General features: G+C 45.3%; 28 protein-coding genes. 15 read left to right on the top strand and 13 right to left on the bottom strand.

Annotated elements, in window-relative coordinates; genetic code table 11:
- Positions 1-16: 16 nt before the first annotated feature.
- The 3 genes from AC2Q9J_RS10050 to AC2Q9J_RS10040 all read right to left on the bottom strand — a co-directional run bounded on the left by AC2Q9J_RS10050 (position 17) and on the right by AC2Q9J_RS10040 (position 3423).
- Positions 17-1426, bottom strand: coding sequence for a glycosyltransferase family 2 protein (locus tag AC2Q9J_RS10050; protein WP_499039503.1), 1410 nt, complete (start codon positions 1424-1426; stop codon positions 17-19).
- The gene (locus tag AC2Q9J_RS10045; protein ID WP_499039502.1) at positions 1423-2466 is read right to left on the bottom strand and encodes a HEAT repeat domain-containing protein; all 1044 of its coding nucleotides are present in this window, start codon (positions 2464-2466) and stop codon (positions 1423-1425) included. Before AC2Q9J_RS10045 ends, AC2Q9J_RS10050 begins: the two co-directional genes overlap by 4 nt.
- A 117-nt stretch (positions 2467-2583) precedes the next feature.
- A complete protein-coding gene (locus tag AC2Q9J_RS10040) occupies positions 2584-3423 on the bottom strand; it encodes an amidase (RefSeq protein WP_499039500.1) in 840 nt (279 codons plus the stop codon).
- Between the two features lie 355 nt (positions 3424-3778).
- On the opposite strand from AC2Q9J_RS10040, the gene AC2Q9J_RS10035 reads away from it, so the two are divergent.
- Positions 3779-5926 (top strand): peptidase M6, encoded by a 2148-nt coding sequence (locus tag AC2Q9J_RS10035; RefSeq protein WP_499039499.1) that lies wholly within the window; start codon positions 3779-3781, stop codon positions 5924-5926.
- A 94-nt stretch (positions 5927-6020) separates the two neighbouring features.
- A complete protein-coding gene (locus tag AC2Q9J_RS10030) occupies positions 6021-7211 on the top strand; it encodes a glycine C-acetyltransferase (RefSeq protein ID WP_499039498.1) in 1191 nt (396 codons plus the stop codon).
- A gap of 45 nt (positions 7212-7256) precedes the next feature.
- Here the strand turns inward: AC2Q9J_RS10030 and AC2Q9J_RS10025 are convergent, their stop codons facing one another.
- The gene (locus AC2Q9J_RS10025) at positions 7257-7889 is read right to left on the bottom strand and encodes a hypothetical protein (RefSeq protein ID WP_499039496.1); all 633 of its coding nucleotides are present in this window, start codon (positions 7887-7889) and stop codon (positions 7257-7259) included.
- A gap of 233 nt (positions 7890-8122) precedes the next feature.
- Between AC2Q9J_RS10025 and AC2Q9J_RS10020 the strand changes: the two genes are divergently transcribed.
- Complete coding sequence (locus AC2Q9J_RS10020; protein WP_499039494.1) at positions 8123-9067, top strand: L-threonine 3-dehydrogenase; 945 nt, start codon at positions 8123-8125, stop codon at positions 9065-9067.
- A 47-nt stretch (positions 9068-9114) separates the two neighbouring features.
- On the opposite strand, the gene AC2Q9J_RS10015 is transcribed toward AC2Q9J_RS10020, so the two are convergent.
- The 3 genes from AC2Q9J_RS10015 to AC2Q9J_RS10005 form a co-directional block, all read right to left on the bottom strand.
- A complete protein-coding gene (locus tag AC2Q9J_RS10015) occupies positions 9115-10485 on the bottom strand; it encodes a YjiH family protein (protein WP_499039492.1) in 1371 nt (456 codons plus the stop codon).
- Between the two features lie 459 nt (positions 10486-10944).
- Positions 10945-11634, bottom strand: coding sequence for a bacillithiol biosynthesis deacetylase BshB2 (bshB2, locus tag AC2Q9J_RS10010; RefSeq protein WP_499039490.1), 690 nt, complete (start codon positions 11632-11634; stop codon positions 10945-10947).
- Positions 11635-11646: 12 nt separating this feature from the next.
- Entirely contained in the window at positions 11647-11997 is a 351-nt protein-coding gene (locus AC2Q9J_RS10005; protein ID WP_084244136.1) for a YojF family protein, read from the bottom strand.
- Between the two features lie 140 nt (positions 11998-12137).
- On the opposite strand from AC2Q9J_RS10005, the gene AC2Q9J_RS10000 reads away from it, so the two are divergent.
- Both AC2Q9J_RS10000 and AC2Q9J_RS09995 read left to right on the top strand, forming a co-directional pair.
- Positions 12138-13001 carry an ABC transporter permease subunit gene (locus AC2Q9J_RS10000; protein ID WP_499039488.1) on the top strand — a complete coding sequence of 288 codons (864 nt, stop codon included), beginning with the start codon at positions 12138-12140 and terminating at the stop codon, positions 12999-13001.
- The gene (locus AC2Q9J_RS09995) at positions 13002-14021 is read left to right on the top strand and encodes an ABC transporter permease (RefSeq protein ID WP_499039487.1); all 1020 of its coding nucleotides are present in this window, start codon (positions 13002-13004) and stop codon (positions 14019-14021) included.
- Positions 14022-14047: 26 nt separating this feature from the next.
- Here the strand turns inward: AC2Q9J_RS09995 and AC2Q9J_RS09990 are convergent, their stop codons facing one another.
- Together AC2Q9J_RS09990 and AC2Q9J_RS09985 are read right to left on the bottom strand one after the other, a co-directional pair.
- Positions 14048-14809: an HAAS domain-containing protein gene (locus tag AC2Q9J_RS09990; protein ID WP_499039485.1), complete on the bottom strand. Its 762-nt coding sequence runs from the start codon at positions 14807-14809 to the stop codon at positions 14048-14050.
- The gene (locus AC2Q9J_RS09985) at positions 14810-15133 is read right to left on the bottom strand and encodes a PadR family transcriptional regulator (protein WP_499039483.1); all 324 of its coding nucleotides are present in this window, start codon (positions 15131-15133) and stop codon (positions 14810-14812) included. It lies immediately after the preceding gene.
- A 197-nt stretch (positions 15134-15330) separates the two neighbouring features.
- Here AC2Q9J_RS09985 and AC2Q9J_RS09980 point away from each other — a divergent pair, with 197 nt between their 5' ends.
- Positions 15331-16215 (top strand): GNAT family N-acetyltransferase, encoded by an 885-nt coding sequence (locus tag AC2Q9J_RS09980; protein WP_499039481.1) that lies wholly within the window; start codon positions 15331-15333, stop codon positions 16213-16215.
- 55 nt (positions 16216-16270) lie between these two features.
- Here the strand turns inward: AC2Q9J_RS09980 and thiD are convergent, their stop codons facing one another.
- Positions 16271-17104: a bifunctional hydroxymethylpyrimidine kinase/phosphomethylpyrimidine kinase gene (thiD, locus tag AC2Q9J_RS09975; RefSeq protein WP_499039479.1), complete on the bottom strand. Its 834-nt coding sequence runs from the start codon at positions 17102-17104 to the stop codon at positions 16271-16273.
- 63 nt (positions 17105-17167) lie between these two features.
- The gene (locus AC2Q9J_RS09970; protein ID WP_499039477.1) at positions 17168-17422 is read right to left on the bottom strand and encodes a hypothetical protein; all 255 of its coding nucleotides are present in this window, start codon (positions 17420-17422) and stop codon (positions 17168-17170) included.
- A gap of 71 nt (positions 17423-17493) precedes the next feature.
- Between AC2Q9J_RS09970 and AC2Q9J_RS09965 the strand changes: the two genes are divergently transcribed.
- Genes AC2Q9J_RS09965 through AC2Q9J_RS09950 form a run of 4 tightly spaced genes read left to right on the top strand, consistent with a single transcriptional unit; the run spans position 17494 to position 19623 of the window.
- The gene (locus AC2Q9J_RS09965) at positions 17494-18216 is read left to right on the top strand and encodes a DUF4230 domain-containing protein (protein WP_499039475.1); all 723 of its coding nucleotides are present in this window, start codon (positions 17494-17496) and stop codon (positions 18214-18216) included.
- A 12-nt stretch (positions 18217-18228) separates the two neighbouring features.
- The gene (locus tag AC2Q9J_RS09960; RefSeq protein ID WP_499039473.1) at positions 18229-18903 is read left to right on the top strand and encodes a uracil-DNA glycosylase; all 675 of its coding nucleotides are present in this window, start codon (positions 18229-18231) and stop codon (positions 18901-18903) included.
- Positions 18904-18963: 60 nt separating this feature from the next.
- A complete protein-coding gene (locus AC2Q9J_RS09955) occupies positions 18964-19227 on the top strand; it encodes a YwdI family protein (protein WP_499039471.1) in 264 nt (87 codons plus the stop codon).
- 18 nt (positions 19228-19245) lie between these two features.
- Entirely contained in the window at positions 19246-19623 is a 378-nt protein-coding gene (locus AC2Q9J_RS09950) for a DUF423 domain-containing protein (RefSeq protein WP_499039469.1), read from the top strand.
- A gap of 522 nt (positions 19624-20145) precedes the next feature.
- On the opposite strand, the gene hemQ is transcribed toward AC2Q9J_RS09950, so the two are convergent.
- On the bottom strand, positions 20146-20895 hold the full coding sequence (gene hemQ, locus AC2Q9J_RS09945; protein WP_499039467.1) for a hydrogen peroxide-dependent heme synthase: 750 nt from the start codon (positions 20893-20895) through the stop codon (positions 20146-20148).
- A gap of 176 nt (positions 20896-21071) precedes the next feature.
- On the opposite strand from hemQ, the gene lipL reads away from it, so the two are divergent.
- From lipL to AC2Q9J_RS09930, 3 genes are all read left to right on the top strand, one after another.
- Positions 21072-21887 carry an octanoyl-[GcvH]:protein N-octanoyltransferase gene (gene lipL, locus AC2Q9J_RS09940; protein WP_499039465.1) on the top strand — a complete coding sequence of 272 codons (816 nt, stop codon included), beginning with the start codon at positions 21072-21074 and terminating at the stop codon, positions 21885-21887.
- A 367-nt stretch (positions 21888-22254) separates the two neighbouring features.
- A complete protein-coding gene (locus AC2Q9J_RS09935; protein WP_499039463.1) occupies positions 22255-23559 on the top strand; it encodes an HD domain-containing protein in 1305 nt (434 codons plus the stop codon).
- A complete protein-coding gene (locus AC2Q9J_RS09930) occupies positions 23560-24054 on the top strand; it encodes a YwgA family protein (protein WP_499039461.1) in 495 nt (164 codons plus the stop codon).
- Between the two features lie 50 nt (positions 24055-24104).
- On the opposite strand, the gene thmT is transcribed toward AC2Q9J_RS09930, so the two are convergent.
- Positions 24105-24290: a 2-hydroxymuconate tautomerase gene (gene thmT, locus AC2Q9J_RS09925; RefSeq protein ID WP_033542009.1), complete on the bottom strand. Its 186-nt coding sequence runs from the start codon at positions 24288-24290 to the stop codon at positions 24105-24107.
- Positions 24291-24352: 62 nt separating this feature from the next.
- On the opposite strand from thmT, the gene AC2Q9J_RS09920 reads away from it, so the two are divergent.
- Positions 24353-24868: a YwhD family protein gene (locus AC2Q9J_RS09920; RefSeq protein WP_499039459.1), complete on the top strand. Its 516-nt coding sequence runs from the start codon at positions 24353-24355 to the stop codon at positions 24866-24868.
- Between the two features lie 555 nt (positions 24869-25423).
- Positions 25424-26257, top strand: a complete 834-nt coding sequence (gene speE, locus AC2Q9J_RS09915) for a spermidine synthase (RefSeq protein WP_499039457.1) — start codon at positions 25424-25426, stop codon at positions 26255-26257.
- Positions 26258-26260 lie beyond the last annotated feature (3 nt).

Here is a 26260-nt window from a genome sequence, read left to right as displayed (position 1 = left end):
CATATTCATAATGATTCTAGGCATCTTCTTCGGAGAACATGCCTTTTCGCTGCATATTGCCCCATGTGGATTTTTTGCGGAAGGCGGAAAACAGGCCATTAACCCGCCAGAAATTATTTATTATCCGGTACCAGAAAGTTTCTGTCAACGCGTAGAAATAAAGGATGATAATACTGCTGACTGAGGGATATTTATGGTATGTCCATTCTTCGAGGAGAACGGCAAGCGACGAAAGCAGGGAACCATATAAAACCATGACGAGCAGCATGATCAGGGCGATGTCCGTATCGATAAACGAAAATAGAAAACCGGCGATGATGATGAAATAACCGATGACTTCCACGACAGCACTCAGTAATTCGATAAACAAGTAATAGGGAAAGGACACCATCCCGATTCCTTTGTATTTTGGATTAAACAGCATGCCGCGGTGTGTCCATAACGTTTCTGCCAGACCGCGCTGCCAGCGTATGCGCTGGGCTTTTAAAGAAGCGAGGCTGCTGGGTGCTTCCGTCCAGCAGACGGGATCCTGTATATACTCTATCCGTTGTTTGGAGTTTTCATCCTTGATTGACCGGTGAAGCCTTACGATCAATTCCATATCTTCCCCGACAGTATCTGTTTTATATCCGCCGACTTTTATCACACGGCTCTTTTCAAAGACGCCAAAGGCTCCAGAGATGATGAGCAGGATATTGATGCGGCTGAAGCCCAGTCTTCCAATCAGGAAAGCACGGAAATACTCAATGATTTGCATGATTTCAATTGGCCGTTTCGGCAAAGTGATTTCTTCCACCGTGCCGCGGTTGATTTTGCAGCCGTTAGCGATACGGACTGTCCCGCCTGTCGCGGTAACGCGTCCGTTTGAATCGATGATTGGTTTCATGGTCTTAAGGAGCGCATCCTTTTCCAGTATCGAATCTCCATCGATAGCAGCAAAATAGGGATAATGGGAGAAGTTGATGCCGGCATTCAGCGCATCAGCTTTCCCGCCGTTCTCCTTCTCGATTAAAAACAGGTTTTTATGAATTTCAGAACGATAGGCACGTGTTATTTCACCAGTTTTAAAGTAGCGTCGGACGGCAAGGTCAATCGGTTCCATCTGAAAGTGCTTGAATATTTTAGCGCTGGTATCATCAGTGGAACCGTCATTGACTACAATAATCTCGTACTGCGGGTAATTCAGGCTTAATAATGAACGCACTGTTCCGACGACCCCAGCTTCTTCGTTATAAGCGGGCACAAGAATTGAAATCGGATAAGTATCTTTACTGATGGATAATTCTTCGATTTGTTCTTGCCGGTTCAGTTTCTTTTCGCGGTTGATTTTCGGGCCGGCGACCAGAAACAGCAGGATATAGATGCTGCTGGCTGCTATCATATATACAATGATGGCATAAGAAAGGATCTCGAAAAATATGTTCATGAAGTGTTACGTCCTTTCTGCGTCAATACATGGCGCGCAATGTCGCGGGCATAGGGGTCTTGATGATTCACTGCCGCGTCCTGCAATAGCAGCTCACCGTCTGGGCCGGAACTTAAGCTTTCAGCACTCGAAAAACGTACCCACCAATTCGAATCGGCCAGTGTGTTGAGCAAATGGTCTTTCAATCCGTTTAATCTGCAGGCACCGGTCAGCTTCGCGGCATACATCCGCTCTTCCCAGGCGCCCGACTCAAAAAAGGGTCGGATTTTTTCAGGATCGGAAACTTTGCCGTATAAACTTAAGCTTTGCATCGCTTTCAAGCGTACTTCTTTTCGCTCATCTTGAAGCTTTTGTTCCACGAAAGGGAAGGCGGCCTCAATTTTATGCTCACCACTGAACACAAGCAAGCCGCGCAGCACATTTTCCGGCAGTTTCTCGTTCTGCTGCAGTTTTCTTAAAACTTTTTGAAGCAGATCTTCATCCATCCGGAAAAGAAGTTCTTTCATAAGTCCGCTCGTAACTTCATTTAAGACCGATTCTTCCCGGAATAAACGGTATTCCTGTAACGTAGCGCAAGTGCGCAGGGTCTGGCGGTATTCTTCATCCTGCTTTGTCAAACTCTTAAAGTGGCCGAAGCAATCCTCTCGCAAAGAATGAATTTTGAAATCTTCGATGAAGTACAAAGCATTCATCCGTTCAGCCCATGTTCCTTTTTTCAACGCCTTGCGATAATGAAGGGCTAAATATTTCTCTGCAACAGCGGATAGATTTTCCTGTTCGGCAACAGTTAAATTATGGCTTGAATATTCATCGAGCACCATTTCAGCTATTGCAGGTGTTAGCTGCTTTTTATCCAATGCGGGAAGTGTGGTGCTTTGACCTTTGATAAAAGCATCTAAAGCTGGGCGATATTTATTTGCAATTTCTAGATGGCCTTTTACGCGATTTAGAGTGCGTTGTTTCCAGACAACCAAGGAAATGAGAAGAAGGAATTGCAGACCGAATAAAAATATGACGACCCACGTGAAAAGTTCGGCCATCGCTACCCCTCCTATAAACGTAATATTATCCAAATAAAAGAAATTTAAGGTAATTATCGTAATTTTACCACGTTTTTAAAATTTGAATACTATATGATTGCTGAAATCAGTAAAAATTTAAGGCTTTAATATCTTCCAACTGTAAAAATGATGTATAGCGAAGCCGCCGAAGCTTTCGCTATCCCTAAAATGTGCATTGACTTGCTGCAATTGGGAAAGCATATAAGATTCGCCTTCTTCAAAAAAGGATAGATAATTTCCTTCTGCACTTTTCATCGTTTCTACCCCGATTAAAATCGGTTTATTATATTTCATGCCTATGACTATATTATTTTTGGCCAATTCATTAATTGCACCGGCAGAGTCCCTGTATGCCATTAAAGTGATGCTGTCACAAAGGGCAATCGCCCACTCCGCGAGAGTTCCCATTCCATAGGAATTTTCATAATGAATTTCATCAAACCAGAAAGGCAAATCCGCTTCAAAAGGGATTTTGGACGAATCGGCAATTTGTTTCGCTTGAGTCAAAACAGTTTGGTAGCGGTGGATTATAGTCGCACGCTGTTCATCCCATTCTTTGTAGAGATAAGGTTCAACGTCGAGCTTCAAACCAGCGAATCTTCGGGGGAATGGCTGAGACTGTTGGTGGTTAGAAAACCAGGTATTTAACTTGCTCAGGGATTCGTCTCCTTCCGGCGATACCCATTCGGGTCCACCGTCCAACGCATACACTTCGATTTCAGCACCCCTGGCAGACTCAATGAAATTTCCGTATGTAATAGAAGAAACAGCTCGATCAATTTGCACATAAACCTTGCTTACATACTTTTGTTGAAGAAATAAAATCATATCTTGAAGATCCCTCTCAAGAGCTGTTGCGTCCCAAATCCATGTCGCCAGAGCAGGTGATCTTAAATTCTTGAACTTACTGGAACGTGATTTATTCATATTTTTCATTAGCTGATTCTCTCCTGTCATTTACAAATGATATATGTGATAGGAATGGTTTGCAGCAATTAAGTTCACTTTTTAATATACATGCTTCCGTGAAAAAAAGGAGAATCAAACGAATAGCAATTAATTGACAGCGGGAATGAAAAAAGCGGGAATTACGCCTATATGGCGGTTTTTTAATTTATTCATAAAAGAGCAGTTAGGTAATATATAGGTAGTGATGGAAAAAATACCTATACCATATACCTAATGATTCGGGTACCGAAATAATCTATATACCCTATTCTTCTGAATTATCAGACGTGTTAAGATTTTAACAAGTAATAAAATTCTGATAAGTTTGGAAGGGGAAAAAAGAATGATCAAAAGCAAGTGGGTTTCAATATTATCAGCAAGTGCTCTAACATTATCACTGATGGCGCCGGCGGCCTTGGCGGCTCCAACAGAATCTTTACCATCAACATCTAATTGGAATGAAGCGCGTTACGGCGATAGAATCGATATCGACCAAAGCTTGAATGAGCTTTCGCAGGATGCTGAATTCCAGAAAGAAGCAGAAGCTAAGATTAAAGCACAAGCTGGTGCTTTGAATGACGAAACTACTGGCGGCGGCGAAACTGCAGCTGACGGAGCATTTACAGAAGATCACGGAACAAAATTATTCCTTGACCGCAATCTTTCCTTCAAAGAATTCACACTGCGCAGCATTGGGGACAATGTTGAAATCTGGGTAGCTAAAGATTTGGCTTACGGACCGAACAATCCGAAACCCGCTGATGTGGTTACACAGGCGCAAGTTGATAAATTGAAAGATGAATTTGACAGCAATATCTATCCTGTAGCAACTGATTTCTTCGGAACACCAGACTCATTGGATGGATCGAAATCTCCACTTCCAGGAATGGTTGGACTTCCAGAAGGATATTATGAAGGTTCTGATAAAGTGATCATGCTCGTTGATAACGTACAGGATGAAGGCTGGAACAACCCATCTTATCCATTCTTCGTTGCCGGTTTCTTCTGGCAGACACTTGAAAACTATACAGACCGCAACATCATTACGATCGATACGAATTCATGGGAAACCCGTCTTGAGTCTACTTTCTTCGGAACAACAATCCATGAACTTCAGCATTTGATTCAAGCTGATAACGATGGAGCTGAAGAAACTTGGTTGAACGAAGGGATGTCAACATTCTCTGAATATCTTGGAGGATACGGACATGGTGAAGGGTCGATCAACTTCTACCTGGATCACCCGGAAAACTCACTTGTAAACTGGGATGAGCACGGAACAGCAGCAACTGGTCCGGAAACAATCGCAGATTACGGACAAGTTTACTTGTTTACACTTTATATGTATGACAAATTCGGCCAGGAGTTCATCCGTGAACTGGCAACTGACGGCGACAGCCAAGGTATGGCAAGCGTAAACAAAACGCTTCAGGATTATGGCACCAATAAAACATTCACTGAAGTCTACCAGAACTTCATGACTGCATTGACGCTGGATAACTCTGATGTAAGCAGCGACTATAACATCGACAGCATCGACCTGCGTGAACTGCCGGTTGGTGATGGCGTACGCGGCAAAACTGTCGACTTTGAAAAAGCGAAAACATTTGAAAAAGAAGGCGTTCCGGCATGGGGCGGCGACTTTAAAGAATTCAACTTCGGAAAAGATGTACGCGGTCTTGAATTTGACGGCGTAGACTTCCTTCCATTGCAATGGAGCACAGTAGCTGATCCTAAGGGTTCAGGCGAACAGGTTCTTCATGCGAACAACGGCGACGAAGCAGATCAGTCATTGATCTTCGGAGCTACTGTTCCAGCGGCAAACCCGACATTGACGTTCGATCATTTCTATAACATCGAAGAACAATGGGATTTCGGAATGGTGCAAGTTTCAACTGACAACGGCGAAACATGGACATCGCTTGAAAATGAAAACACTCGCAGTGATGTAGTTGAAGAAGGATACCCGACAATCAAAGAGAACGTACCAGGATTCACAGGAACTAATGGTGATTGGGCTACAGAAACGTTTGACCTTTCAGCTTACGCTGGACAAGATGTATTGGTTTCATTCCGCAACTTGACGGACTGGGGTTCAAATGAAGCTGGTTGGTTCATTAAAGACGTTCAGCTTGGCGACTTCTCAAATGACGGATCTTCGACAGAAGCATTCCAGTCACTTGGCCAATTGAAAGGTGAATATGTCGACTTCACAACGACATTCATCCAAACGAAGAAAAACGGCAAGCAGCATGTGTTCCATGTTGATCCATTCAACGTAACAGAAGAAGATGCTTTGGATCTGCGCAATGTACTTCGTGAAGGCAATGTGAAGATGATTACTTCTTACGCAGCTGAAGAAGGCCAAAAAGAAGCGCAGGAGTTCACTTATGAAGTTCAATACAAAGTGGACAACCCGAACAAAGGCAAAGGCAATAATAACGGAAAAGGCAATAAAGGGAACAATGGAAAAGGCAATAACAAGAACTGATCCAAAAGCGGACTGCGGTCCGCTTTTTCTTTTGGGCAAAATTACGTTATGATAAGAAGGTAGAAGAATTCAGGTATACGAAAGGAAGATTATATTGTCGAAAAAACTTGATGCTTTCCTTAACGAGAATCTTAACGAACTTAAAGAGCAGGGCTTATATAATGAAATCGATCCGGTTGAAGGACCGAACGGACCAATCATCCAGGTTCGCGGGAAAGAACTTATCAACTTGTCATCAAACAACTATCTTGGTTTGGCAACAAACGAAGATTTGAAAAAAATTGCTAAAGAAGCAATTGATAAATACGGCGTTGGGGCTGGAGCAGTCCGTACAATTAACGGTACATTGGACCTTCACGTGAAATTGGAAGAAAAACTGGCTGAGTTTAAAGGGACAGAAGCTGCGATTTCCTATCAATCAGGCTTCAACTGCAACATGGCTGCAATTTCCGGTGTCATGGATAAAAATGATGCGATTCTGTCGGATCAACTGAACCATGCGTCAATCATCGACGGCTGCCGCTTGTCCAAAGCAAAAATCATTGCTTATAAACACTCGGATATGGAAGATCTTCGCGCTAAAGCGAAAGAAGCGACTGAATCCGGCCAATACAATAAAGTAATGGTTATTACAGACGGCGTCTTCTCGATGGACGGCGATATTGCGAAACTTCCAGAAATCGTTGAAATTGCAAAAGAATTCGACTTGATCACGTATGTAGATGATGCACACGGGTCAGGCGTTACCGGTAAAGGGAAGGGAACTGTGAAGCATTTCGGCCTCGAAAAAGAAGTCGACATGCAAATGGGAACTTTATCAAAAGCTGTCGGAGTTGTCGGCGGTTACGTGGCCGGGAAACAAAACCTGATCGACTGGCTTAAAGTCCGTTCACGTCCATTCTTGTTCTCCACAGCTGTTACTCCTGGGGATACTGCGGCAATCACGGCTGCACTTCAGATGATCATGGATTCAACCGAGTTGCATGATAAGCTATGGGAGAACGGCGACTATCTGAAAAAAGGCTTGAAAGATCTTGGATTTGATATCGGAGAATCTGAAACACCAATTACACCTTGTATTATCGGCGAAGAAAAAACGACACAGGAATTTTCAAAACGCCTCTTCGAAGAAGGCGTTTACGCAAAATCCATCGTCTTCCCGACAGTTCCAAAAGGCACTGGCCGCGTCCGCAACATGCCGACTGCTGCCCATACGAAAGAAATGCTTGATCAGGCAATTGCCATTTACGAAAAAGTTGGTAAAGAGCTTAATATCATTAAATAATAGAAATCGCCCCGCCGGAATTTCCGGTGGGGCGATTTTCTTGATTTATGGCAAAGGCTTCTTCATCCGATTAAAGCTTTTTTCCAATGTATATTTTTGAATACCGCGCGCTGTCCTCACGCTGTTATCCACATGCGAATGAAAGTTGGCATCATTGTTTTCGAAAGCAATGAGTGCATCAATCGAATGGTTCATCCAAGGCTCTTTAATCTGGCTGTTAAGCTCCGCTGCGCGCTGGAATTCCCCGGTAGATGCCGCGATATGGGCAAGGTAATAACTGCGCATCGGTTCACGGTCAATTCCTGCCGCATGCTGTGCAGCAATACGGGGTTGTCCCCGGTATATCGCCAGCAGCGTCCGGTAGATCGATTGCATCGCCGGCTGTTTATGTATCATCAAGATCCGTTCTATGGATCTTTCAACATCTTGTTCATCTCCATGTCCAAGTGCATACGGGAAAGCAAAAATGGCTTTATGCCGGTTACGGTGAATATAACGTTCGATTTGCCGCAGTGAATTAGAAAAATAAGTAATATACATTCCCGGCAGAACCATTACGACCACATAAAAAATAATGACGATGGCAAACACAAGCCAGCGAGGTGTATCGATGGACAATAAAAATCCGGTGACACCCATTCCAATAAGAAACAGCATTAACAATCGCAGGGATTTCATGGTCCACCTCCACTGAAAATAAAAAATAATTAAAATCGAACTGCAACACTTGCCCTATAGGGTTTCTACCAGTATATCAAAAACATTTACCTCAGGGCATCTCTAAAGTCGTTGTGTTTTTTAAGTGAACAATTTATAATGTCGGTATAGCAAACGCTGTTATATCAATGTTTAGATTAAAAAGAATGTGTTTATACAGAGGACAAATGTTTTATTCGAGAGGAGCTTATAAAATGAAGCGAATTATGATTACGGGTGCCCTGGGGCAAATCGGCTCGGAGTTGACCGGGAAACTGCGCGGTATTTACGGGGCTGAAAATGTTTTGGCGACGGACATCCGTCCATCCACTGATACAAGCGGACCGTTTGAAATTCTGGATGTAACCGATGCGCAGAAAATGCACGACCTTGCGAAAGATTTTGGTGCGGATACCATGATGCACATGGCGGCGTTATTGTCGGCCACGGCAGAAGAAAAGCCGCTGCTTGCCTGGAATTTGAATATGGGCGGCCTCGTCAATGCATTGGAAGCGTCGCGTGAACTCGGCATGCAATTCTTTACACCAAGTTCTATCGGAGCTTTTGGTCCATCCACACCGAAAATGGATACACCACAGGACACATTGCAGCGTCCAACAACAATGTACGGCGTCAATAAAGTCGCAGGTGAATTGCTGTGTGATTATTATTACCAAAAGTTTGGCGTCGATACCCGCGGCGTCCGTTTCCCAGGATTGATCTCTTATGTGGCTCAGCCAGGCGGCGGCACGACTGATTATGCGGTTGATATTTACTACAAAGCTTTGGAACAAGGCAGCTACACTTCTTATATCGATAAAGGCACTTACATGGATATGATGTATATGCCGGATGCGCTCCAGGCGATTGTCGATTTGATGGAAGCGGATCCTGAAAAACTTGAGCACCGCAATGCGTTCAACGTGACGGCTATGAGTTTTGAGCCGGAGCAGATTGCGGCTTCAATCCGCAAGCACATCCCTGATTTCAAAATGAACTATGATGTGGACCCAGTCCGCCAGGCAATTGCAAACAGCTGGCCGAACAGCATCGACGCATCAGCCGCGAAAAAAGAATGGGACTTCAAAACTTCTTATGACCTCGACGCGATGACTGCGGATATGCTTGAAAAATTAAAAGCAAAACTGCAAAACGCTTGAATAGAAAAAATGCCATCCGCAACCGCGGATGGCATTTTCTCTTTTTATTAGAATAGCAGATGAGCAACTCCGGCAATGATCGGCAATGCGATAATTGTGCGAAGAAGGAAAATAACGATCAAATCGAAAATATTAACCGGAATTTTTGAACCGAGCAAGATTCCGCCGACTTCTGACAGGTAAATAAGTTGAGTTACAGACATCGTTGCTACTACGAAACGAGTCATTTCGGATTCAATGCCTGACCCAAGGATAGCTGGCAGGAACATGTCAGCAAAGCCGACAACCATCAGCTGGGCCGCTTCAGCCGCTTCTGGAATGCCAAGCAAATTCAGGTATGGAACAAATGGTGTGCCAAGAATAACGAAAAGATCTGTATATGTAGCCAGGATTAAGGCAATGGTTCCGAATGCCATAACAACTGGTGCAACACCGATCCACATATCCAGCACGTTTTTGAAACCATCTTTGAAGAAATTACTGACTGAACGGTTGCGATTTGCTTTTTCAAGTCCTTTTTCTAAACCATAAGTTGCTACATTATAGTCTTTAGGAACATCTTCCGTTTGGGACTCTTGTTCAGAACCATCGATATACGTTGTTGGTTTGCGGGTCAAAGGGTAGATGCGCGGCATGATCAACGCAAGAATGACACCCGAAAGAATAACTGTTCCGTAATAAGGAAGGAAGTAGCTTGCAAGACCTATTTCACCGATAACAACAATTGCAAATGTGATGGATACAACTGAGAAAGTTGTTCCGATTATTGCTGCTTCACGTTGCGTGTATTTATTGTCTTCATACTGCTTGCTTGTCAAAAGTACTCCGATTGTTCCATCGCCGACCCATGAAGCTAAAGCGTCAATAGAAGAACGGCCAGGAAGGCGGAATAAAGGACGCATGATTTTCATCATCATGGAACTGAAAAATTCAAGAAGTCCGAAGTTCATTAACAGGGGCAATAACAGTCCTGCAAACAGGAAGATTGTGAACAGGAATGACAATAATCCATCTTCACCATCTAATAAGAGTCCACCTGTATCTCCGCTCCAGACTGCTTCCGGTCCGACTTGGAACAAGACCATAAATGCGAATACTGCAGCTACAATGCGTGTAATCGTCCAAAACAGACTGACATTGAAGAGTTTGTCGAAGAACGGGACATCGTCGTCTTTATTCGGTTTTTTGGTTATGTACGCCAATGATCCGATGGCTGCAATTGACAAGAGGACGAGCAAGATCCATGGTACGACTGAAGCAATGCTATCAGCCATCCAGTTAGCGAGCACAGCGATGGTAACCATCCACTCCTTATCGCCGTCAGCATTAGTTGTAGGTATCGGGACTAAGAAAAGCAGGATACCCAGTAATGATGGAATAAGAAATAAGAGCCATGTTGATGTTGAGAACTTTTTCATTGATTTTCCCCTTTTCTTTGTGCATAAAAACACATTATAACTACTGATTATACAGCATTTTTCCCCTGAAAATACTTTGTATAATATAGTTTATATTATCTGAAAACAATAGAAAAGCGCAAGCGCCCGTCTAGATTCGAAAGACATAAGACGATTTGGCGAAGCGGCGTCTTTGCAGCCGCACAGCCAAAGGGGCTTATGATCCGAGAATCTGGGCGCTGGAGTCTGGACTGAAGAAAAGCGCAAGCGCCCGTTTAGCTCTGAAAGGCATAAGACAGAACAGCGGAGCGGTCCTGACCGCAGAGCTGGGCTGGCTTATGACCCGAAGAGCTGGGCGCTGGAGTCTGGACACAGCCATTCTGCTTGTTAAGATTCAATAAACTTATAAGTTCATACTATTGTAGAAGCAAAAGAAAAAACACCCTTATTTTCAATTAAGAAAAGAAGGGTGCAAATTACTTAGAAAGTTGATTCAAAATCATCTTCCCAGCGGTAGTTATAGAAACGCTCTTTCGTCAGCCAATTTTCAGTTTCGGCATCGCCCTGCGCCAGTTTATGTTCCATTTCTTCCAGCATCCAGGCAGTTTGGGATATGTGCGCTTTCATGGACGCCATTTTATGGTCTCTGACCGGTGTAATGTCATAGACAATATCCGGGTTGCCGAGAACTTCAAGTGTATTATTGGCAAATGCCACGCAATGAAGTTTCGGACGGTCCGTCATCCGGCGGACCGCACGGACCACCGCGCGTGCTGTCGCTTCATGGTCTGGATGGACAGCGAATTTCGGATAGAATGTAATTATTAAAGAAGGGTTCAATTCTTCGATAAGATCCGTCATCATGCCAACCATTTTTTCGTCATCTTCGAATTCAATCGTTTTATCGCGCAGCCCCATCATCCGAAGGTCGGTCAAACCGATGGCTTCAGCGGAGGCTTTCAATTCTTTTTTGCGAATTTCCGGGAGGGATTCCCGTGTCGCAAACGGCGGGTTTCCTAAGTTCCGGCCCATTTCACCAAGTGTGAGGCAGGCATATGTAACCGGCGTACCCTGTTTGATATGTGTAGTCATCGTTCCGGACACACCGAACGCTTCATCATCCGGGTGAGGGAACACCACCAGTACATGTCTTTCTTTTGGTATTGTCATCTCGATTCCCCCTTAATAACTGAACGGTGTTTCGCTGATCTGCAGCGCTACCGCCAATTTCCCTGTTCCGTCATGTCCTGCAAGGAGCAAGCGTCCCTGGTCGTCCATTTCGTAATGCGTTATTCCCTGCGCGTAAACCCAGCCATGCGGCAGTTTCAAACCGACACGGTGCGGGCTGTCGCCGACTACTTTGCCTAATTCATAATTAATGACCACATTGCGGATGAAAGCTCCGGCATTGAAAAATGCTTCATTAAAATGGCTGGCATAAGATCCGTTCGTGGTTTCCAGGTGAAGATAGACATCTTTCCCGGCGAACGCATCCAATTGGACCTGCAATTTCTTCACTTCGACTAATTCCACGATAAAATCCTCCTCAAACAATCCGTATCTTTTAAGTATATGGAAAAAATACTGAGATTGCGATTAGTTAGCTCTACGGGTTCCGAAATAATGGTAGAATAATGAAAGAGAGAATTTTCCAACAAAAGAGGATGGGGAACATGAAGTTATTGCTGAAGTTTTTTATTGCTGTGGCAGGGATTATTCTCGCCAGCAGTTTGCCGGTTCTGATAGCCGGCTGGTTAAAAGGGGAATGGAGATGGAGTATCTATTTTGAATCCATCCGTACGACCCTGCAGGAATTATGGCCCATCAATGAAATCGCCTTTTTCAATTACCGTGCGCAAAGGCCGATGCCGTTATTTCCAAATGTTTTTGAATACATAACCTACTCATTGCAGATTCTGTTTTTGGCTTTGCTGGTGGCGGTAGTAGTTTCCCTGGTATTGACGATTATTACGATGCTGCTTTCAGAAAAAGCACGCGAAAGAGTAAAGATGGCTCTCTATTTTCTGGAGTCGATTCCAGACCTCTTAATCATCATGCTGGCTCAGCTGGCGGTTGTTCTTTTTTTCAAGCAGACAGGAATTCTGATTTCCAAAATAGCCGCAGTAGGGGACGACCGGATTTATTGGCTTCCGGTGCTGTGCCTGGCCATTCTGCCGACCATTCAATTGTATCGTCTGGCGATGCTGACGTTTCAGGAAGAGGAACGCCAGATGTACGTGGATCTTGCCCGTGCGCTTGGCTTTTCAAAAGTCTATATCGTTCTGGTCCATATGTTCCGAAATGCCATCATCAGTGTCTTTTTCCAATCAAAGAAAACGATGTGGTTCATGCTTTCGAACCTTTTCATTTTGGAGCTGATGTTCAATTTGCCTGGCATCATGCTGTTTCTTCGCGATAATATGTATCCTGCGGGTTTCCTGGTTACAGTATTCAGCTTTTTCCTGCCGATGTTCTTTTTGTATAGCTTCGGCGAATGGTATTTCTTACGTCGCATGCGCGGAAAGGGGGCGGTGTAAATGTGGAAGCAGCCTTATTTCGTCATCGGTTTCAGTATTATCGCCTTCTTTCTTGTAGGGAGCTTTGTTTATGAATGGATTTGGGGGAATGTTCCGCGCCAGATTTATTACATAATGGAAGGCGGGCGTGCAGTAGAAGGCGCGCCGATTTCGCCAAACTGGCAATTTCCATTGGGTTCTGATGAATTCGGCTACGATCTTCTTGGCAAGCTCATGCTTGGTGCGAAATACACAATTCTTGCAGCTTTGGCGGTAGGAGCTTTGCGTATGCTGATTGCTGTGCCGCTTGGCTATATTCTTGGCACCTATCTGGATAAGCATCGCAAATGGATTTCAAGTCTCGCCGACTCGATGCACTATATTCCACTTACACTGTTTGCCGCATTTGTTTTGACTCCAGTCCTGTGGATGCCGCAGGAAGGTTTTACTAATACGATTTGGGAACGGATCGGCATACAAGTCGTTATCATGGCGCTGCTGACGGTTCCGATTGTCGCAATATTGATTGCCAATGAAGCGGCGTTGCTGCGGGATAAGGAATTTATCCTTGCAGCGAAAACGCTCGGCGCTGGACGTTTCCGGATTATCCGCAAACACCTGTATCCGCAGATGCGTGAAAAGATTGCAGTGTTGTACGGGCAGCAAGTTATGGAGACATTCATCGTTTTTGCCCATCTCGGGCTTCTGAAATTATTTCTGGGAGGCACGAAGGTTAGTTACGATCCGATGTTCGGCGATCCGCCAATGTCCATCTCCTATGAGTGGGCCGGATTATTCGGTTCAACATTCCGCTATCTTCAAAGTGCACCGTGGCTGCCGCTTGCGCCTGTGCTGTTTATCGGCCTGACGATTTTCGCCGTGTCGATGATGATGGAAGGCTATCTGCGCTCCAAAAATCCGAAAGTCAAAAAATTGCGGAAAGCGAAAACCGAAGAACCAGTGGTCGAATGGAACCGGGAGCAGCTTCGTAATAGTATGGTGCGGATAAAAGAGCAGGAATTGGTGGAAGATAAGAAATAAAGCAGAAAATGAACAAAACAAAACCCTCACGAATAGCGAGGGTTTTGTTTTTTGTTTTGAATCAGTAAATACAGCAATAAAAGGATGAAACCGCCGACAAAAACACCCATATTTACATATAAGCCTGTCATTTCATCGACGTTCATGAAACTCATGACAAAATCTGGACCAAACAAAAACAGTGGAAGAATGATTGTAATCCAGGTTTTTGACCAGATGGCACCGATGATGAAAATAATAACCCCAAGAGCGGCGATAATCCACATGACTTCTCTGGATGGGATATAGAAAGGTTCGAAATAGAAGATATCCAAAAATAATACCGCAGCCATTAACCCCATAATAATCAACTGGATGCTAAAAAAGATAGTAAATTCCTTTTTCTTCGACCATTGTTTCACTGCCATTCTGCGGGCAGTGTAAACATAGGCACTGATGCTTGCCACAGCGATCAATGGGAAAGCAATCAACTTCAATAAAGAAAAATTCAATTCACCTCTTATGGCAGATCCAGTTATAAAATAAGCGACTAAAAGCAGGATAAACATCGGCATGAGCTTGATGAGACCGTAAAAATCGGTCGTCATTTCACTGCTGATATTTTTCATGTAAGCTTCGGGCGATCCTCCTGTAACAGTATCCAGATTTTTGCCGCGGCTTTCTGCATCTTCTAAATGAGCGCGAAGCTCCTCGGCAATTTCTTTGATTTCAGAATCTTTTTTGCCGGAAGTCATTAAATATAGTCGCAAATCATGCATGAATTCTTCACTTTCTTTTGTTAATACCATTTAAATTTCCTCCCTTACCAGTTTATTTACGGATACGGATAAACTTTCCCATCGCTTTTTAAATTCAAGATATTCTTTTTCACCATCTGGAGTAAGTGTGTAATACTTCCGCTTTGGTCCACTCGGAGATTCTTTCATGACCGATTTCACGAAGCCTTCTTTTTGAAGGCGCAGGAGCACCGGATAGATGCTGCCTTCGCTGACCATCCGGAAACCGTAAAGCTCCAGCTTCTCGATCATTTCATAACCGTATGTTTCACCCTTATTGATAATGGCCAGCAGGCAGCCGTCGAGAATTCCTTTAAGCATCTGGCTTGATGACATTCCTTCACCTCTTTCGCTATATTGTTTAACAAGATACTGAATCGTTTTTTTGCTACGTTGTAATACAATATAGCATGTCGGTGAAATTGAAGTCAACTACTTTGTAAAACAAGTTAGTGTTTTATTTGAAGAAGGAACTTTTACAAACGACAACGAATTTATTAATCTGAAGTAATCGGACTAAAGGGGATATGAAGATGATTGAAATCAGACGGTTATCGGAATGCACGATTGAACAGGGGGTAGAGGCGTGGAATAAAGGATTTGAGGGTTATCATTTTGATATGACGACAACACCCGAAGCCTTTGAAAAGCGAATGAAACAGGAAGGCCTTTCGGCTGAACTTTCGGTAGTGGCGTTTGACGGTGAGGAACCGATGGGCCTTGTGCTGAATGGAATTCGCGAATCCGGCAGCCGAAAAATCGGCTGGAACGGCGGCACAGGCGTAGCAATATCCTGGCGCAAAAGAGGCGTCGGCATGCAATTGATGGAAAAGACACTCGAAATCCTTAAAGAACAGAATGTGGAAGTGGCAACCCTAGAAGCAATCTCTGAAAATAAAAAGGCGATTGAATTATATAGAAAGCTTGGCTATGAAATTGTGGATGAACTTCATTTCATGAAATTGGACGGAGCGGTTGAAGGAGACGGGACACAGGCATCCCGAGATTACGGCGTCCGAAAAGCTGATCCCCAAGAAATCGGGGAGCTGTCATTTTACCGGGGGGATTTTCCATGGCAGATCCAATGGCAAAGTGTCCGGGACGGCGAAGGGGTGATTGCCTTCAATGAAGAAGGGGAGCCAACAGGATATGCGTTTTTCCGAAAACTGACCGATGAGGAAGGGCATCATTCCCGCACTGTTCTCTATCAATGCGAAACCGCGCCGGATGAAAAGGCGAGGGAAGAAATTGCAAATGTACTTTTAAACAGTGTCTTTGGGAATTTCGCAGATGCAGTCAGCCGGACAGCGGTCAATGTGCCAGTAAAGGCAAATGCTGTGACCTATAAGGTTCTGCAGGATAGAGGGTTTGAGAAGAATATTTCACAGGTGTTTATGAAAAAAGAGCTGAAGGAATAAAAAAAGGAGGACGCATTTTCAGCGTCCTCCTTTTCTATTGAAGAATCCGGAAGAATTACAATTCCACTACTTCCACTTCTGTTTTCGGGAATTTATTGGCGGCGCCGTGCATAACCGGGCCGACGTATTCGTTCAGCTTCCAGCCGTGTTCGATGGCAGCCGATACGAAAATTTTAGCGTTCAATACGGCATCTTTTACAGATTGGCCGTTGGCGATGTTGGCTGTGATTGCGGCGGCGAATGTGCAGCCTGCGCCGTGGTTGTAGTTCGTGTCTGTTTTAGGTGCCGTCAGAAGGTAATGCTTCTCGCCGTCGAACAGCAAATCTGCCGCTTTTTCATGCTTCAATTGTTTGCCGCCTTTTACGACAACGAATTTTGCGCCGCTTGCATGGATCTTTTCAGCAGCGGCCTGCATTTCTTCAACCGTACTAATGCGGCCGAGGCGCGATAATTCGCCTGCTTCGACAAGATTTGGTGTAACGACTTTAGCGTACGGCAATAAATACTTGATCATGGCATCGACGTTTTCGGGAAACATTACTTCAGCTTCCCCTTTGCAGGCCATAACCGGATCGATGACGACATCTTTGATGCCGGAAGCGGCAATCGCTTCCCCGGCAGTCTGGATGATTTCAGCTGTCGGAAGCATGCCCGTTTTCAAGGCGTCAATGCCTGTTGAAAATGCGGTAGTCATTTGAGTTTTTATAGTATCAACTGGAATCGGATGGACCCCGTGGCTCCAATTATTATTCGGGTCCATAGTGACAATGACCGTCAAAGCGTTCATGCCGTATGTTCCGTGTTCCTGGAAAGTTTTGAGGTCAGCCTGAATGCCGGCACCGCCGGATGTATCGGATCCTGCAATTGTTAAGGTCTTTTTGAGTGACATGTATATAACCCCTTTAATAGATAGAATGTTTGCTATGTTTCATTTTAACAAAAAGCCCTGCTTTTACAATCTATTGAGCTTTTGAGGCCATAACAGCAGCGCTGAAGTGAGCGCGCCGAGTGCCGCAAACATTAAAGCGAAGCTGCCCATTATCCAATGGCCGCTTTTGAAAAGACCAAATGCTATCAGGAATGTTAGAATAGTAGCAATTGCAATTACGACAGCAAGACAGCCTACACCCGCGCTTTTGGCGCTTTCGGGGGCAGTTTCGCCTTTAGTTGAAGAAACGGATTTGATTTTTTCAAGCCAGTCAGCCATGGGCAACGCTCCTTTTATAGAATTATCGTAACACGACAATCAACTGAAAAAAATAGAAAGAGGGATGTCAATTGGCAAAGGATCCGAAAATTACGGAAATGGAACGCTTGCTCGAAGAGATGAAAGGCAAAAAGGGGACCGAGGAATCGGGCTTCTGGAAATCGATGAAAGTGATGATGGGCGTTTTCCGCAATTCATTTCTAGTATTGATCGCTATAGCGCTGCTATTATTGATTGCATTGCCGCTCGGCACCTGGTGGATGATCCAGCAGGGCAGCACAGCGACTGAAAGCAAAAGTGCTTTCCTCGAGAGAATGCAGGACCTCAACGAATTATCAACAGCAGAAGCCTATTCGAAAGTCATCATCAAACAGGAAGACAATCAGATTTTCGGCAAGGACATCGGATTGGATATTCCCGGCACGAAGCGGGAACTGCTTGTCGTAATCCCGGGCTCCGTGCGCGCCGGAATTGATTTTTCGCAAATCACAGAAGATGATATTGAAGTGGATGAAGAAGCGAAAACCGCGACGCTTACATTGCCGAACGCAGATTTCCTCGGCGGTCCGGAATTATTCATGGATAAAGTGGAAATTTATTCGAATGAAGGCCTGTTGAGCGGCGGGAGAGATTTCCCCGAAGCATACGAGCTGGCTGAAGAAGCCAAGCAGATGATGCTTGAGGAAACCCGCGGCCAGGGCGTGTTGGAGCTGGCGGAAACAAATGCGGCCCGTTCGGTTGAAGAAATGTTCCAATTGGTAGACTATGATGTAACGGTAGAGTTTGAAAACTAAGGAGTGATGGTTATGGCGAAGAAAATCTTATCCAACGATTGGCAGGACGTAGTTGGGGAGGAATTTGATAAACCTTATTACACAGAACTTCGTGAGTTTTTGAAAGAACAATATGCCAATGAAACAGTTTATCCTCCGCAAGATGAAATCTGGTCAGCGTTTGAACATACGCCTTTCAAGGACGTTAAAGTTGTCATTCTTGGACAGGATCCCTACCACGGACAGGGACAGGCGCATGGCTTAAGCTTTTCGGTCAAGCCCGGCGTCAGGATTCCGCCAAGTCTGCGCAATATTTTCAAAGAACTGAACGATGATATCGGCTGTGAACAGCCTTTTGACGGCACGTTGACCAAATGGGCGGATCAAGGAGTCATGATGCTGAACACTGTTCTGACGGTTCGGAAAGGTGACGCCAATTCGCATCGGGGCAAAGGCTGGGAAGAATTCACGGATGAAGTGATCCGCAAATTGTCAGCTCGCAAGGAACCGGTGATTTTCGTTTTATGGGGCAAGCCGGCACAGACGAAAAAAGGGCTGATCGACTTGGATCGCCATGACGTCATCGAAGCGCCGCATCCGAGCCCGTTCAGTGCAAGCCGCGGCTTTTTCGGCAGCAAGCCTTTCTCAAAAGTGAACAGCCTGTTACAAAAGCGTGGCGAAGAGCCGATTGATTTCTGTTTGGACTGACTTGCTCACGGTGAGCGTGTTAAAATAAAGGACGATATGAAAAAGGAAGGGGGATTTAAAATGGCGATTGGGCAGGAACGTGTCATCACTGAAATTGAAAAGCATGCGCGGCAGGCCCGCTCTGGCGGTTCCGCAAAGATGCGCGAATCAGTCGCAGCAATTCGTGCGCTATGCGACTTGTTGCTTGAAACTGATGAAAAGCAGTCCGCAGCACCGGCGCCGCGCGCGATTCCGTTGTCAGCATCCCCCGCGCCGCAGCCTGTACTGTCTGAAAAGAAATTGGAAGAAGACGGGGCAAACGGCGACTCGCTTTTTGAATTTTAAGGGAATGAGGAATAACGCATGAAATTTTTCTTAATTGCTGGAGCTGTCAACGCATTACTGAGCGTAGCGTTCGGCGCATTCGGGGCGCATATGCTGGAAGGCCGCGTCGCTGATAAATATTTGGACACTTGGCAAACAGCTGTCCAGTACCAGATGTTCCATTCAATCGGGCTGATGGTCGTAGCTATATTGATGAGTTCGGCGTTGCTCGGTCCACTGGGATCATTGAGCTGGGCAGGTTATTTGATGCTTGCCGGCATCATCATTTTTTCAGGGAGCCTTTATGTTTTAAGTTTGACCGGCATCAGCATCCTCGGTGCCATCACGCCAATCGGCGGCGTAGCATTCATCGCCGGCTGGATCATGCTGATCATCGCTGCGATGAAAGCATTATAAGAATTGGAAAAGCTGTCCGCGGGTTAGATGCGGACAGCTTTTTTGATGGAGGATTGGAATGGTGACTAGATGGAAGTGAGCGGCACAGCGCTCACGGACCCAGCAGTTTGCTGCGGCAAACTGTAGGTAATTAAGGGGTTGGAAGTAGTGCGGATAGTAAATGTGACGTTCCGGATAGTATTTCATCGGTTGCGGATGGTATATCCAGAAAACTGGAAATAGAGAAGGTGGAATTTGGTGTTTGAGTGGAAACAGTCTTGAAAAGTCCGAGATTCAAGCGCTAATTTAACCAATAAAATCCATAATTTTTAGCCGCACAAATTGAGGTGCGGAAATTTGCTTCTGAGGTGCGGAAAAAGACATTTGAGGTGCGGAAAATCGGCTAGAAGGTGCGGAAATCTCATTATGAGGTGCGGTCAGAAAATTTCTGTTTAATTTTCACAAAAAATCTCCGCCGCCCTCTCAAAAATAAATCCCCACGAAAAAAGCCGCCCAAAAGGCGGCTTCCTTCATCTTAACAATTTAAACTTCCAAAAACTTAGCGATTCTTTCTTTGTCCAAACGTGTGCCGACGTAGAATGAACCGAATTCAGCGTAACGCGCGCTGACTTCGTCAAAGCGCATTTCGTAGATCAGTTTCTTGAATTGGAGAACGTCATCTGCGAACAGGGTTACGCCCCATTCGTAATCGTCAAAGCCGACAGAGCCGGAAATGATCTGTTTTACTTTGCCTGCGTAGCTGCGGCCGATTTTGCCGTGTGACAGCATCAAATCTTTGCGCTCGTCCATCGGCAGCATATACCAGTTGTCGTCGCCGTCGCGTCGTTTGTCCATCGGGTAGAAGCAGATGTACTGTGAACGCTGAAGTTCCGGATACAGACGCGCGCGGACATGCGGGTTCTGGTATGGATCTTCTTCTGATTTGCCTGCAAGATAGTTGGACAGTTCGACTACAGAAACGTAAGAGTAAGTCGGAACCGTGTAAGCGACTAATGTCAGCTTGTTGTATTCCGTTTCAAGCTCACGTAATTCGTCCATCGTTTCGCGCAAAAGCATCAGCATCAAGTCAGCTTTTTGGCCAACAATTGAATACAATGCGTGTGCGCCGGTTTTATTTTCATCGGCCTGGTTTACTTTGTCCATGAATGCCTGATATTCGTCGATCGCGAATTGGCGCTCGTCTTCCTCAAGCATTTTCCATGATACCCAGTCCATCGAACGGAAATCGTGGAGGACGTACCAGCCGTCTAAAGTGATTGCTGCTTCATTCATCTGTAAAACACTCCTTTTAATCATAAAATCTCTCAAAACCAGTTTATCATACCCATCCCGCAAGTTCCTTCAAAAGAAGTGGCTGTCACCAATTTGACATGACCATCGTTCCTTTTCACAGGACACGCTGTAGGGTAAAATGAAGGCAAGCGATAGCTTTGAAGAGGAGAAAAATCATGCCGTCATTTACTAATCAAAAAGAATGGCGTTTCTGGGACCAGTCCCTGAGCGCGAAAAATAGATCCGCACTCGAATCATTCGCGGCGGACGATTTATTATGTGAATTGGTCGGCTCCGGTGCAAGCGTTCCGGCGATACGAACGTGGGTACACGACGACACAGTCGTACTTGGTATCCAGGACCACCGGCTGCCGCATATCAATGAAGGAATCGACTTTTTGAAAGAGCGCGGATACAATCCGATTGTCCGGAATTCCGGCGGTCTCGCCGTGGTTCTCGACGAAGGCGTATTGAATATTTCGGTTGTATTATCGGAAAAGGAAAGTGCCATAGATATTCCGGAAGGCTACGAAATGATGCTCGATCTTGTCAGGCTGCTGTTCCCGGAAGCGGAAATCGATGCCTATGAAATCGTCGGCTCCTATTGTCCGGGTTCATACGACCTCAGCATCGGCGGACGGAAATTCGCAGGAATCTCCCAGCGCCGCATCCGCAAGGGCATCGCCGTGCAAGTCTATCTTTGCGTCGAAGGCAGCGGCTCTGAGCGCGCGGAACTGATCCGCGACTTTTATGAAGCGGGATTAAAAGGCGAAGATACGAAATTCACGTATCCTTCCATCCAACCGGAAACGATGGCTTCACTCAGTGAACTGCTCGGCCGCGATATCACTGTAGCCGAAGTGGTGGTCGATCTATATAACCTTCTCGAAAAACCGGAGATGAAGCCGCTTCAGCCGGAAGAAACAGAGCGCTACGGCTATTACCTTGAGCGTGTAGTAGAGCGCAATGCGAAAATGCTAAGCTCAACTTGAACTGCTGAAGCAGACTGGGGTAAACTGGTTTTAATATATAAGCAGCTTTTACATTCCGCTTCCGACGCTTTGGACAAAACTCTTATCATAAGCCAAGAAGAACACTCGTCTTGCAACTTAACTCAGTCATATGGCCGCGCGCCGGCGCTGAGAGATGTCGCAAAAGATATGGAGCAAAACAGCGAAGACTCCCAGGGGATTAGAACCTGAGTTGGCTTTCCAACTCAGGTTCGAGCGAAGTGCTGAGATCCACTCGGGCGAAGTGCAACGAGTCCGAGTTAGCTCAGCGCAAGCCCCCAGGAAAGCGGAGCTGTTTGGCGGAATATTGACCACAACTGTTTAAATAGAAAAATCTGGAGGTGCGTGTGTGGATTATGCAAAACAGAAATTAGCGGAAGAGAAAGTTTTTAAAGATCCGGTTCACCGGTATATCCACGTACGCGACCAAGTTATTTGGGATTTGATCAATGCGCGGGAATTCCAGCGCATGCGCCGCATCAAACAGCTCGGCACATCCTATCTCGTGTTTCACGGAGCGGAGCACAGCCGTTTCAGCCACTCGCTTGGCGTCTACGAAATTGTGCGCCGCATCCTTGACGATATATTTCACGGCCGTCCGGAATGGGATGAAAGTGAACGCCTCGTAGTTCTATGCGCCGCTTTATTGCACGACCTGGGCCACGGCCCGTTTTCGCATTCATTCGAGAAAGTGTTCAATGTCGACCACGAGGATTTCACGCGTGAAATTCTGCAGGGCGATACGGAAGTCAACAGCATCCTGAAGAAAGTGGCGCCGGATTTCCCGAAAAAAGTGGCGGAAGTAATCGGCAAAACCTATGCCAATAAACAAGTGGTTTCGTTGATATCAAGTCAGATTGATGCAGACCGAATGGATTATTTGCAGCGCGATGCTTATTACACTGGGGTTTCCTACGGCCATTTTGACATGGAACGGATTCTCCGGGTCATGCGCCCGTTCGAAGATCAGGTCGTCATCAAATCAAGCGGCATGCATGCGGTTGAAGATTACATCATGAGCCGCTACCAGATGTACTGGCAGGTTTATTTCCATCCGGTTGCGCGCAGTGCCGAAGTGATTCTCCGGAAAATCCTTCAGCGCGCCAAGTATCTGAGTGGCCATGGCTATAAATTTGAACAGCCGCCGACGCATTTTCTAGCATTTTTCGATAGATCTTTCACGCTGAAAGATTATCTGGCACTTGATGAAGGTGTGCTGATGACGTATTTCCAGCTATGGATTACAGAACGCGATCCTATTCTTTCGGATCTTTGCGACCGTTTCGTCAACCGTCGTCTGTTCCAGTACGTCGATTTCGATCCAGGAAAAGATTATAAAAAACTTGGCGAACTGGCGCAATTATTCAAAGAAGCCGGCATCGATCCGGAATACTATTTAATAGATGATTCGACATCGGATCTGCCTTACGACTTCTACCGGCCGGGCGAGGAAGAGGAGCGCCTGCCGATTCACCTGTTGATGCCGAATGGCGATATCAAGGAATTGTCGCGCCTGTCCCAGATCGTTGACGGGATTTCCGGCAAACGCCGCACTGACTATAAATTATATTTCCCTGCGGAATTATTGATTGATGGCAAAAAGAAGGAAATAAAACAGCAAATACTTGAGTTATTAAGAGAAGGAGGGGTTTGATTGCTCCAGGAACACGCAAAAATAGTGGATTTCATCTCCACGGCGGAAGGTGTAACCGGACGCAAGAAATTGCAGAAGATGATATACATATTGAAGAAGATCGGCGTGCCGTTTCAGGAAAAATACGAATTCCATATTTATGGACCGTATTCGGAGGAATTGACTGCACGCATTGAAGAATTATGTGATATGGGTTTTATTCTCGAGCAGAAAGAAGATAAAAGTTCCTATGTCCAATACCGCTACACGGTGACGGATGAAGGGCTGGAATTCCGCAATGCGCTCGGCAAGCCGGTGCTCGAAAACAGTGAGCATGCCATCCAGCTGAACGGCAAAAGCGCCAGATTCCTGGAATTGACGGCAACATTGCTGTTCTTTGATGATTTGGAGCGCGATGAGCAGATTGCGAAACTTCACAGCGTCAAAGGGAAGCTCAATTTTACAGAGGAAGAAATTGCGGAAGCCTTCGCTTTTATAGAAGAGTTGAAGAATTAATTCTGGAAAATAAAAAGGCTTCCGTGAAGGAAGCTGGGTTTTTGCGTATCTTATTGATCTGAAAAAAGTTTCCCTTTTGTGCCGTAGTCGGTTTTCTTCATGTCTTCGATGAAAACGACAACGTTCTCGACTGGTGCACCGGTTGTTTCGGAAACAGCTTCCGTGACTTTCTCGACAAGCGCGCGTTTCTGGTCTTCCGTTCTTCCTTCGAGCATTTTAACAGTTACGTATGGCATAATGGACACAGCTCCTTTTCTTTGGGTTAGCCTTATCATAGCAGAATGGAGGGAATGTACACATGTCGAACAATGAAAAACCAAAACAAAAAGTAGGATTCACTATTATAAAAGACGATCCAACCGATGGCCATAAAGGTTACGGCATCGGATCTCTTTCGCTGGAAAACGTCTCGCCGCTGTTTATCGATGTTGCCGAGCAGGAAGCATTTATCGATATCGGCGCCATGCACGCCCGCAGCCAAGTGGAGAAGGGCATCAAATTCACGACGAACCGTGAGGATTCAGCAGGCGGCAAGGATTACTGGCTGATTTGGATCACCATCGATTTCAATCCGGAAGGCCCTTATTACGCAGGCGTAACAGCTTGTGAAATGGTGGTGAACCGTGAAAAGCGCCGCGGTTATAAAATTCTGGCCGACCACGTCAACCGTATGGACAAATCGATGAAACGCAGAATCATGGTCGATAATATGGACGCGCCATCTAAACGCGTGCTCGCTGAATACTTGCGGAGCCACAACCCTGAAATGTGGCAGCGCAGTTCTGAACAGCTGCACAACGAACTGGATGTTTAAACGATAGAAGAGAGCAGTTGCTCTCTTCTATTTTTATTCCATTAGGAATTTTTACTTTAATAAAGATAAGGGTTTCCTCAAGCTGATATAAATCCATCATTTGACTGATATAATATCCTGCCGCTTGGCTAGGTCACAGAACCGCTGAAATAGAAAGTCATTTATTTGCTGTCGACCGTATTTTTTTATTATTTTTGAACAAACTATGACTTTTGAAAATGGGTATAACAGGCAGTTGAAGTTGCGCTAAAAAGGAAGTACACTAGGAATACAGCTTTTGAATAGAAAGCTAGGACACCTGTCGGCAAGCAAGTGGCGTGAGCGATTGGATCAAACCCAAGCCCAATGCCTCATGTCACTTTCTTCGCCTATCAGGATTAAAAAGGTTTTCTGTGCAGGGAAAAATTCTCTGTGCAGAAAGCCTTTTTAATTTAAAGAATAATATTATGCCAGTCGGGTAAAGGAGACTGTATGAAAAATTCTATTGCACTTTTGACCAAAACACTTATACTTTTTTAAGTGATTACTATAAGAGATAAAGGAGCTTGATTATAGATGGCAGGATTCTGGTACACAGAAAAGCAGACTGAGAATTTCGGTATTACAATGAAGATCAACAAAACGCTTCACACGGAGCAGACGGATTTTCAATATTTAGAGATGGCTGAAACTGCTGAATGGGGCAATATGCTGTTCCTTGACGGCATGGTCATGACTTCGGAAAAAGACGAATTCGTCTATCATGAAATGGTTGCGCACGTACCATTGTTCACACATCCGAACCCGGAAAATGTATTGGTTGTCGGCGGTGGTGACGGCGGTGTAATCCGTGAAATCCTGAAGCACCCTTCTGTTAAAAAAGCGACGCTGGTCGATATCGACGGCAAAGTGATCGAGTACTCGAAAAAATTCCTGCCATCGATTGCGTCCGGCCTTGAAGATGCACGCGTCGAAGTGATTGTCGGGGACGGCTTCATGCACATCGCGGAATCGGAAAACGAATACGACGTGATCATGGTTGATTCCACTGAACCGGTAGGCCCGGCTGTGAATTTATTCTCCAAAGGCTTCTATGCCGGTATTTCAAAAGCATTGAAAGAAGACGGTATTTTCGTGGCACAGTCTGATAACCCTTGGTTCAAAGGCGATTTGATCAAGCAGGTGCAAAGTGACGTACGTGAAATCTTCCCGATTACAAAATTGTATTTGGCCAACATTCCAACTTACCCGAGCGGCTTGTGGGCATTCACGATCGGTTCGAAAAAATACGATCCGTTGACTGTTCCGGCTGAGCGTTTCCATGATATCGAAACAAAATACTACACGAAGGAGCTGCATAACGCGGCGTTTGCGCTCCCTAAATTCGTGAAAGATTTGGCAGGCGAATAAAAC

It is taken from the genome of Planococcus sp. RAB007_Raresut (assembly GCF_057369535.1).
The sequence above is the reverse complement of the archived record's forward strand: the minus strand, read 5'-3'. Positions and strand labels throughout refer to the sequence as shown.

Bases quoted from the DNA above. Each gene is read 5' to 3' on its own strand.
- AC2Q9J_RS10050 (WP_499039503.1), bottom strand. From the start codon at position 1,426: ATGAACATATTTTTCGAGATCCTTTCTTATGCCATCATTGTATATATG.
- AC2Q9J_RS10045 (WP_499039502.1), bottom strand. From the start codon at position 2,466: ATGGCCGAACTTTTCACGTGGGTCGTCATATTTTTATTCGGTCTGCAA.
- AC2Q9J_RS10040 (WP_499039500.1), bottom strand. From the start codon at position 3,423: ATGAAAAATATGAATAAATCACGTTCCAGTAAGTTCAAGAATTTAAGA.
- AC2Q9J_RS10035 (WP_499039499.1), top strand. From the start codon at position 3,779: ATGATCAAAAGCAAGTGGGTTTCAATATTATCAGCAAGTGCTCTAACA.
- AC2Q9J_RS10025 (WP_499039496.1), bottom strand. From the start codon at position 7,889: ATGAAATCCCTGCGATTGTTAATGCTGTTTCTTATTGGAATGGGTGTC.
- AC2Q9J_RS10020 (WP_499039494.1), top strand. From the start codon at position 8,123: ATGAAGCGAATTATGATTACGGGTGCCCTGGGGCAAATCGGCTCGGAG.
- AC2Q9J_RS10015 (WP_499039492.1), bottom strand. From the start codon at position 10,485: ATGAAAAAGTTCTCAACATCAACATGGCTCTTATTTCTTATTCCATCA.
- bshB2 (WP_499039490.1), bottom strand. From the start codon at position 11,634: ATGACAATACCAAAAGAAAGACATGTACTGGTGGTGTTCCCTCACCCG.
- AC2Q9J_RS10000 (WP_499039488.1), top strand. From the start codon at position 12,138: ATGAAGTTATTGCTGAAGTTTTTTATTGCTGTGGCAGGGATTATTCTC.
- AC2Q9J_RS09995 (WP_499039487.1), top strand. From the start codon at position 13,002: ATGTGGAAGCAGCCTTATTTCGTCATCGGTTTCAGTATTATCGCCTTC.
- AC2Q9J_RS09990 (WP_499039485.1), bottom strand. From the start codon at position 14,809: ATGGTATTAACAAAAGAAAGTGAAGAATTCATGCATGATTTGCGACTA.
- AC2Q9J_RS09985 (WP_499039483.1), bottom strand. From the start codon at position 15,133: ATGTCATCAAGCCAGATGCTTAAAGGAATTCTCGACGGCTGCCTGCTG.
- AC2Q9J_RS09980 (WP_499039481.1), top strand. From the start codon at position 15,331: ATGATTGAAATCAGACGGTTATCGGAATGCACGATTGAACAGGGGGTA.
- thiD (WP_499039479.1), bottom strand. From the start codon at position 17,104: ATGTCACTCAAAAAGACCTTAACAATTGCAGGATCCGATACATCCGGC.
- AC2Q9J_RS09970 (WP_499039477.1), bottom strand. From the start codon at position 17,422: ATGGCTGACTGGCTTGAAAAAATCAAATCCGTTTCTTCAACTAAAGGC.
- AC2Q9J_RS09960 (WP_499039473.1), top strand. From the start codon at position 18,229: ATGGCGAAGAAAATCTTATCCAACGATTGGCAGGACGTAGTTGGGGAG.
- AC2Q9J_RS09955 (WP_499039471.1), top strand. From the start codon at position 18,964: ATGGCGATTGGGCAGGAACGTGTCATCACTGAAATTGAAAAGCATGCG.
- AC2Q9J_RS09950 (WP_499039469.1), top strand. From the start codon at position 19,246: ATGAAATTTTTCTTAATTGCTGGAGCTGTCAACGCATTACTGAGCGTA.
- hemQ (WP_499039467.1), bottom strand. From the start codon at position 20,895: ATGAATGAAGCAGCAATCACTTTAGACGGCTGGTACGTCCTCCACGAT.
- lipL (WP_499039465.1), top strand. From the start codon at position 21,072: ATGCCGTCATTTACTAATCAAAAAGAATGGCGTTTCTGGGACCAGTCC.
- thmT (WP_033542009.1), bottom strand. From the start codon at position 24,290: ATGCCATACGTAACTGTTAAAATGCTCGAAGGAAGAACGGAAGACCAG.
- AC2Q9J_RS09920 (WP_499039459.1), top strand. From the start codon at position 24,353: ATGTCGAACAATGAAAAACCAAAACAAAAAGTAGGATTCACTATTATA.
- speE (WP_499039457.1), top strand. From the start codon at position 25,424: ATGGCAGGATTCTGGTACACAGAAAAGCAGACTGAGAATTTCGGTATT.